The organism is Evtepia sp. (genome assembly GCF_034090835.1).
Taxonomy (GTDB): Bacteria; Bacillota; Clostridia; order Oscillospirales; family Oscillospiraceae; genus Evtepia.
This window is the reverse complement of sequence record NZ_JAXDRS010000040.1, coordinates 1-8,832: the sequence shown is the minus strand read 5'-3', so window position 1 is coordinate 8,832 and position 8,832 is coordinate 1. Positions and strand designations below refer to the sequence as shown.

3 protein-coding genes are annotated in these 8,832 nt (G+C 60.2%); all 3 read left to right on the top strand.

Going from position 1 to position 8,832, the window contains the following annotated elements; all coding sequences use genetic code 11:
- The coding region (locus SOR61_RS07610; RefSeq protein ID WP_320612069.1) for a hypothetical protein at positions 1-216 on the top strand (216 nt) is incomplete at its 5' end.
- Positions 217-228: 12 nt separating this feature from the next.
- Positions 229-8,481 carry a peptidoglycan DD-metalloendopeptidase family protein gene (locus SOR61_RS07605; protein WP_320612068.1) on the top strand — a complete coding sequence of 2,751 codons (8,253 nt, stop codon included), beginning with the start codon at positions 229-231 and terminating at the stop codon, positions 8,479-8,481.
- Positions 8,482-8,562: 81 nt separating this feature from the next.
- Positions 8,563-8,832 (top strand): hypothetical protein (locus SOR61_RS07600; protein ID WP_320612067.1); only part of this gene is annotated, 270 nt, incomplete at its 3' end.

Here is an 8,832-nt window from a genome sequence, read left to right as displayed (position 1 = left end):
ACGTCTATGTATGGCGGCATGGCCAATTCCTTCGTCCGTTACTACGGCTCAGATCTCACCGTCTCCTACACCTACAACAACGAGCAGTTTTTTATTAAGTCCGGCGGGGCGTGGCACGGCGCGACAAAGGTGTACAAGAAGATAGGCGGCCTGTGGGTGGAACAGACGGACCTATCCGGCGTGGTAGAGCCGGGCGTGAAGTATAAACCTGGATAAGGGGGTGAGCAAATGCCGACCAATCTGTTTGCGGCGGACGTGTCCTTTCCCAGCCTGGACGAGACGAAGAGCGATCGGGAGAATTTGTTGCAGGTGACCAATTACCTCTACATGATGCTGGAGAACCTGCGCTACACCCTGGGGAATCTCGGGGAAGGAAACTTCAACGGGACGGAGCTGGAGAACATCGCCAAAACGATCAATGAACCGGTGTTCGCTCGGATGCAGAAGGCTGCGGCGCGGAAAACAGAATCGGCCCAGCAAGCGTCCACCCGGAACCAGACCGCGAAAAAGCAGGCTCCTGCGAACCGGTCTGCACACCCAACAGCAGCGAAAGGGCAGGCGGCGACAATCCCTTGGCGCACTTCTTTTCCTGCGAAAACGAACAGCAGGGAAAAAGCCTTCCCCACCCCTCTTGGCGTACTCAAGGAGCATAACCGGATCCGTCAGGAAGGCTGGAGCAAGAACAGTTTGGCCGAAACGGCGGGTTGGTCGGAGGAGTTCCAGCAGCGCCTGGAGTCCATTGCGCAAAAAGCCCAGGAGAACCGGATCGCCCAGGCAAAAGCGGCCCAGGAAGGCGCTACAGACCGCCGGTCCCGGGCAGCTGCCACCCAGATGATGCGAGATGCCTTGTACCCGGTGAATCAGCCCGGGATTTCTACGGTGGATAAGATGGAGATTCAGAAGGCCAAAGCCCTTTGGGACAAGGGCGACCTTCTGGAGAAGCAGGGCCGGAAGGCGGATGGGCAGACGATCAAGGCTGCTGCCCACACCATAGCGGAGCAGATCCGCTGGGGCAGAGGCTTCTCCGGTGGGGAAAGCGGGAGCGACTACCTCACCCCAGAGGTGACCAACCGTCAGCTTCATTCCATGAGCGACGAGGGCCTTAGAGCCTTACGCAGTGCAAAACTCTTCCAGGAGGAGGGCCGGCGCACCGGGAACAAGGCGCTGTATAACGCGGCGCTGAACGCCGAGTATGACACGCTCAGAAATCCCGCAGCCTGGGACATGGAACGCAACAAAAGGTTCCTGGACCGGGAGCCTGGACAGAAAAATGTAGACGCCCACGGACGGCCCAGATACACGCCTTCTCAGTTGGATGCAGCCGCGCAGAGCAAATACTTCCCTGCCGTTGGGCACGGGATCAAAGGAAGCTTTGAATCATTTTTCGATACACTCGGCGATAGCATCAGGGGAGAAAATGGCGAGGTGACCCTCCGGGACGGGAACGGCCGCCCCGTGCGCCGGGAGCCTCCGAAAGCAGAAGAGGGGCCTTATGTCCAGAACGAGAGTCTGAGAAAGGCCGCCAACTACCAGGCGCTCCTCTCGGCAGCGGCGGACAACGCCGCGGAACGCCTGGCCACAGAAGCCTCGCTGTCTGTGCTCCAAAATGCGCCGGGGTACGCCTTGGCCGCACTCAACCCCGCGGCTGGTATGGCGTACATCGGTGCGCAAGCGGCGGGCGCTAAGATGGACGAGGTGCGTACCAATGGCGGAAGCGTGGACGAAGCACTGGTGCGCGGCCTGCTCTCCGGCGGGATCGAAGCAGGCACGGAAGCGATCCCCCTGGCCCGCCTGGGCGGCATCTTTAAGAGCGGCGGAAAGGGCGTTCTGCGCAATGTTGCAGGGCAGATGGCGACCGAAGCCGCCGAAGAGAGCGCCGCCTATCTGGCTAACTTGGGGGCAGACAAAATTGCAGGCGACCCAAACGCTTCTTTCTCCTTCGGTGAGCTGGCCCACAACGCCGCCCTCGGAGCGATCGCCGCCGGTCCCATGGCCGGGGCGGCCAGTGCTGTCGGCGCGGTCTCCCGCCCTGTGGTGCAAGCTGCCTCTTTCAACAACGGAGAGGCGCTGCGTCAAGCGGCACAGAGACCGGTCAGCGTGGCGAACACCCAGGCACCCACCACCACCATTACCCAGCAGACCGCGCCTCCACCGGTAGCTGAGCCCCGGACAGTACAGGTGCAGGCATCACAGCGCCCTGTGAGCGTACAAAGCCAGCAGGCGGTTCCTGCTGCCCCTCGGGGGAACACGCCCCAGCAAGCCCTACAGCGCCCTGTGAGCGCGGCAAGCGGGCAGTCCATGCCCCGTACCCCTGTAGGCTTAGACGCGCTGGTGCGCCGTGCCCAGGCCGCTGGCGCGGACGGAAGAGCCAATGTGTTTACTCCTGCGGCGCAGCAGGCTGCCCCTGTCCGCGCAGCCGCCGCACCGTCCGCCAGAGCGGCAACCGGTCCCACGAGAACGGCAGCGCCCAGTGTGAGCCGTGTGCAGGCAGCCCTGGACGATGCGGTGAACACCCTGGGAGAAAATGGAAGAAAAGCCTTTTCCTTCGCCGCCCTGCCCGGGACGGACCCCGCCGCCTATTTCCGTGGCTTTGCCAAGGTATACAACCAGGCTCTCGCCGGGGTGAAGCAGGCCCAGGTCCAGGTCCCCGGGAGCCTCACCCCCGCCCAGACGGAGGCGGCCTATGCCTCCGGCCAGAGGGACCGGGCGGTGAAGCTGGAGAACGACCGGTACAAGGCGCAGTTCGCGTCCGTCTACAAAGGCGATGACGCCGGGTTGGTTTATGACCGCTACGTGGAGGCAGAGCTTCCCAAACAGGCGGCAGAGGAGATCAACCAGGTGGCAAAGGCGCTTGGCAAACGGGTCACCTTCCGGGACGAGGTGTCCGGCGGTGTGGCCAACGCAGAGATCCAGGGCAACGAGATCCGCATCGAGCGCGGCAACCGGAACCCGGTGCGGTATCTGTTCGGCCATGAGATCACCCACGGCATCCAGGAGCTGGCTCCGGAGGAATACCACGCTTTCCGAGACTATGTGATGCGGGAGGACGGGGTGCTGGACACGGTGGCGGAGAAGGTAGCCCGATACCGCGCTGCCGGAAAGGACATTTCCCAGGCCCAGGCTATGGACGAGGTGGCGGCGGATTACGCCGGCACGCTCATCGAGGACGAGGGACTGCTGAGCCGGTTCATCCAGAACAACCGGGCGAATAAGAGCCTGCTGGGCCGCTTCCTGCACGCGGTGAAGGCCCTGGCGGGCAAGCTCACCGGACGGCACAAGCAGACAGCCAACCGGGCCGCCGACCTGCTGGAGCGGGCCTACCAGGCCGCCACGGTACAGGCCAAGCAGGCCCAGAGAGCCACGGGAAGCGAAAACGCCGCCCAGATGGACGGCGAGGTAGAAACACCGGATGGTACTCGATATAGCTTAAAGATGAGTTATGAAGAGCAGGTGGAGGCTGCGCTGAACGGGGAACTTGATCCGCATACCGCGATCTACGTTATGGAAACCCCGAAGTTGTTACAAGACCTCGGGTTACAAAGTTTCCCAATGCTTCTCACCCAGAAACATTTGCGGGACATCCACCACGAAAAGTCTCCCCAAAATAATCATTGGCACGGCCTCCCTGAGAAAACGATTAAGGGCCTTCCGGACCTGATTGCGCAAGCAGCAATCGTAATGGAATCCGCCTCCAAAAAGGGAGATGTGGTTTTAGTTACGCAGGAGTTTGATCCGGATGGTCTCCCGATCATCGTTTCCGTCCACCCAAACGGACACGGGAATTACAACAACGTTGAAGTTTCCAGCAACTTCATTACTTCTGTTTACGGGAGAGCGGGTTTTGGCTCCTTCATTCAGGCCGGGATCGAGAACGGACGAATCCTGTACAACAACAAAAAAAGAACCCAATCTTTGTTCACGCATTCCAAGCTACAATTGCCGGGGGCTCTGAACAAAGATGGATTCTTTGAAAGCAATATATCACAGTTTAACAGTAATGTCAACAAAAATGATACAGCGGACAACGAAAGCGCAACTCACTCCCTCAAAGGCAGCGACTATGCCGCAGAGAAGCTGGCCGAGGAGAACCGGGCGCTCCGGGAACAGTTGGACTACTGGAAGCGGCAGACCAAGCGCACCACTCGGCGGACTGTCACCATGGAGCCGGAGGAGGTGCGGGCGGTGGCCGAGGACCTTGTGCGGGCCTACGACATGGAGGACGTAGACGTAGACGCCTTCACCGGGGGTCTGCAAGCCCTGTACAACGACTACGCTCGGAGTGACTGGGGGCCGCAGGAGTTTACCGACCACGCCAGAGCCCTGGCCGCACAGCTGGTAAGCCCCGAATTAGGGGACGCCTGGGACCTGCGGGGCAAGCTGGAGGGCGGCGTCCCCTATGATGCGCTGGTCACCGAGTACCCAGACCTGTTCGACCCGCTGGACAGCGCAGAGGAGCAGCAGGCCCGGATGCAGGAGGTCCGAGACAGCCTGGGCGATCCGGACGCGGACGAGGCCTTCACCCTGGACAGCGTTGCCAACGACCTGCTGGGCGCGTTCCTGGACCTGCACCAGGAGAAGACCGCCGCAGACGTTTGGGCGGAGAAGCGCCAGGAGGCGGTACGCAAGGCGAAAACCAAGGCAAAGGAACGGGAGGAGCGCAAACTCCAGGCCCTGCGGGAGCAGCGCCGGGAGGCCGTGCGCAAGGCAAAATCCAAAGCAAAGGAACGGGAGGAGCGCAAGCTCAAAGCCTTGCGGGAGCACTACGCCACCCAGCGCGGCGAACTGCGGGAGCAGCGCCAGGCCCGGGAGAACCGGGGCAAGATCGTGCGGCGCCTGAGCAAGCTTTCCGCCAAGCTCCTGCGGCCCAGCGACAAGCAGCACATCCCGGAGAATCTGCGCACGGCGGTGGCCGCCCTGCTGGACGCGGTGAACCTGGAAAGTAAGCCCAGCAAGAAAAGCCCCGACGCGGTCACCAAGCGCACGGAAGCTTTCCAGCAGCTGCGGGAGGCGTACAAGGCCATTCTGGAGGATAAAAGCGGCGAGGTGGGTCAAAACATGGTGGTGGATCCGGCGCTGGTGGAGGCCATCGACCAGGTCATCCAGTGGCGGAACACCCCCTTGCATCAACTGTCGGCAGAGCAGACGGAAACCATCTGGCAGGCGGTACGCATGATGGAGGGGAGTATCCGCTCTGCCAACAAAGCCTTTGGCAGCGCCAGGTTCCAGACCATCCAGGAGGCAGCGGAGGGAATCCGTGCTGTGTCCATGGAGCGGGGAAAGAAGAGAGAGCTGAGAGGAGCAGTGGGGGAACTGTCCAAACACACCACGGTGAAGATGATGACGCCCAACGTCTTCTTCGCCCGGTTCGGAGAGACTGGCAATAAGATCTACCGGATGCTGCGGGACGCGCGAGACCAGCGGATCACGTACTTAAAGGAGGCGTCGGATTTCCTGGAAGGAGACTTGGGGAAGATCGAAGCGGCGAAACTCTCCACGCAGACCCGCACCTTCCGTTTCGCGGACGGGGATGTGAACCTGACCACCGCCCAGCTCATGAATCTCTACGCCCTGTCCAAGCGCCCTCAGGCCCTGCGGCACATCTTAGCGGGCGGCATCCGGACGAAGGAGACCGGCAAGGAGCGTGGGCTGTGGCGTGACCGGACTGTGCGGCCTGTCCACCTGACCCAGGATGAGCTGCTACGTGCACTGGGCGAACTGACCCAGGCGCAGAAGGATTTTGTAGACAAGCTGCAAGACTTCTCCACAAACACCCTGGGCGGCTGGGGAAACAAGGCCAGCATGGAGGTATACAATTACAAGAAGTTCAATGAGAAGAACTATTGGCCCTTGGAGGTGGATAAAAACTCGGTGCGTCTGGACCGTGGCAAGGAGGCGCAAGGGGCCACCATCGCCGGGTGGGGCCACGCCAAGGGTGTTGTACCGGAGGCGAAGAACGCCGTTCTGGTGGGAGACGTGTTCCAGGTGTTCACCGGCCAGGTGGCGGGCATGGCCACCTATGCCTCCCACCTGGGAGCCATGGAGAATCTGCGCCGGATCTATAACTTCAAGTTCTACGAGGACGGGGTGGCGACGGGCACGGTGCAGGGGGAGGTAGAGTCCCTGCTCGGGAAGGCGGGACAGGACTATTGGAAGCAGCTGGACGCGGACCTGAACGGCGTGGTAGTCAAGACGGAGCCGGGCCTGTTTGACGGGCTTATGCGCAACTACAAGGCTGCCGTCATCGGCGGGAACCTGCGCGTGGTCCTTCAGCAGCCCACCGCCCTGGCGCGGGCCGGGAATATGCTGAGTCCAGTCCGGCTTTCCGCGGCCTTAGCTAAGAATGTTGCGCCGTTTTCCTCTCGCTCTGGGTGGCAGGAGGTCCAGAAGTACGCACCCATCGCCCTGTGGAAGCGCTGGGGCTACTACGACGCGGACATTGGCCACTCTATGGAGGAGCAGCTGTTCCACAACGGGAGCCTGCGCAGTAAGGCCATCGACTTTTTCATGAAGCCCATCGGGGTAATGGATGCTAAGACGTGGACGGCCATCTGGGATGCAGTAAAGATGGAGGCGGCCGCAAAGGGCTTCGAGCGTGGCACGGACGAATTTTACCAGTACGCCGCCGACCGCTTCGCCGACGTGATCGACGACAGCCAGGTGGTGGACGGAGTACTCCAAAAGAGCCACCTTATGCGAATCCAGAATGCGGCAGCCCGCATGGCCACCAGCTTCATGAGTGAGCCCACCAAGGCCTTCAACATGGCCTTGGACGCGGCCTACGGCGTCCAGGAGGCCAAGGGGAAAGGGTCCGAAGCCATGGCGGAGGCAGGCGCGAAGCTGGGCCGCGCGGTGCTGTGCCTGTCCATTGCCGGCGCTCTGACCGCTGCGGCCATGTCCATTGCGGACGCACTGCGGGACGATGACCGGGACAAAACGTACTGGGAAAAGGTCTTGTCCCACTGGACCGGCCTGACCGGTGAGGAGGAGAGCAACCGAGAACGTGCAAAGAATGTGTTCTTCGGAAATCTAATAGGCGCTATCGACCCAACCAGACAAATCCCCTACCTCAAGGACATCTGGTCTATCCTCGAGGGCTATCAAGTCAAGCGTATGGATGCGGAGCCTCTTGCCGCCCTCATCCGAGCCTTCAACACCTTTGTCAAGGCTATGGAGGGAGACGGGCTGACCCTGGGCAACGCCTTAGCCAACCTCCTGGCAGCCGGGGCGAACCTGCTTGGACAGTCGGTGGCCAACCTCAAGCGGGACATTCTGGCGATTGCCCAGACCACCTTCCGGGAGACGGGCAACCTGGACATGGAATACTGGCTGACCAAAACCCTGTACCAGCCCAACGGGATCCGGAAGGGTGTGTTTTTAGATATCGCCTCCGATGCGTTAGCTGTGGGGAACACCGACTTGTTTGATCGGATCGCCAAGGATATGGGCCTTTCCGTCGCAAGCCTGAAAAAGGCTGTCTACGACCGGGATAAGGAGAAATTCAAAAAACTGGCTGTCTACAAGGATCAGTATAACAGCATCTTTGATCCGGCGCTGGAAACCATCCAGGGCACCGACACCTACAAGAATATGACGCCGGAACAGCAGGAGGCTGTAGAAAACAAGTTGAAGGAATATGCCTCCAGCATGGCTGCATTCCAGGCCTCCGACGGAAAGTACGGCATCACCGATGAGGCGAGAAATATTCAGGCTATTATCAACGCGGGGTACGATCTTGGCAACTTCCTCATGCTTAAGACTTTGACCAGCGGTATCACAGGTGAGAAGAGAGAGAGCAACGGGAAGGATATCGAGGATTCTAAGAGCATCAAGATCCGCGCGGTAGCAGAAGCATCCGGCATTCCTATCCCGGACGATATGCGGGAGATGGTGCTCGACGCCCTCAACGTTAGCGAAGACATCCGGAAGAAGTCTGCCGAAGTATTTGAGAACAAGAAGGCTTGGCTTGATGACGTAATGTCTGGCAACGGGATGGATGCATTCATTCAACAGTGGATGGCTGGGCAAGAAGCTAATGCGGAGGACGAAGACACCGCTGCCACCTACTCCGGCGTGGGGGACGGGACGTACCATAGACCTGTGAGCGGCGGACGAGTCTCCTCTTGGTTTGGGAAGCGGAACATCAGCTACGGGTCCTCAGATCACATGGGTGTTGATATTGCCGGAGTTGCAAAAGGGTCCCCATTCACTTCTGTTGTTGGCGGACAGGTGGTTGCGGTATCCAGCTCCTCCGCCCGGGGAAAGTTCGTTGACGTGATGCACCCAGATGGAGTGATCGCCAGATATCAGCATTGCAACGCCATCTACGTCAAGCCCGGCGATATGGTGTCTCAGGACCAAGTGCTCGGCGAGGTGGGCAATTCCGGGACAGATAAATTGGGTAGGCCGTATGCGACCCACCTTCACATCGAACTCAAATTAAATGGTGAGTACGTTAATCCAGCCAACTACATCAAATTTTAAAAATCCTTCCGCCCGGGGGCGCAATCCCGTCCCCGGGCTGGTAGGATAAACACAGAATCCAGAAAAAGGGAGCGTGAATAAATGGAAGATGTTGTTGTAATGCTGGTGTGCGCGGTGCTTGGGAGCACGGGCCTTTCCACGATTGTGACGGCGGTCCTGAACCGGCACTGGCACAAGAAGGACAACGAGGACAAGAAGCTGGACGCGATCGTCACCGGGCTTAAGGTCCTCATGACCTACCGGGTGCGGCGAAACGTGGAACGGTGCGTGGACCGAGGAAACGTGTCGTTGGATGAGAAGGAAGACGTGAAGGAGATGTTCCAGGCCTACAAGGCCCTGGGCGGCAACGGG

What these genes read in the sequence shown, in the direction of transcription:
- SOR61_RS07605 (WP_320612068.1), top strand. Translation starts at nt 229, where the DNA reads ATGCCGACCAATCTGTTTGCGGCGGACGTGTCCTTTCCCAGCCTGGAC.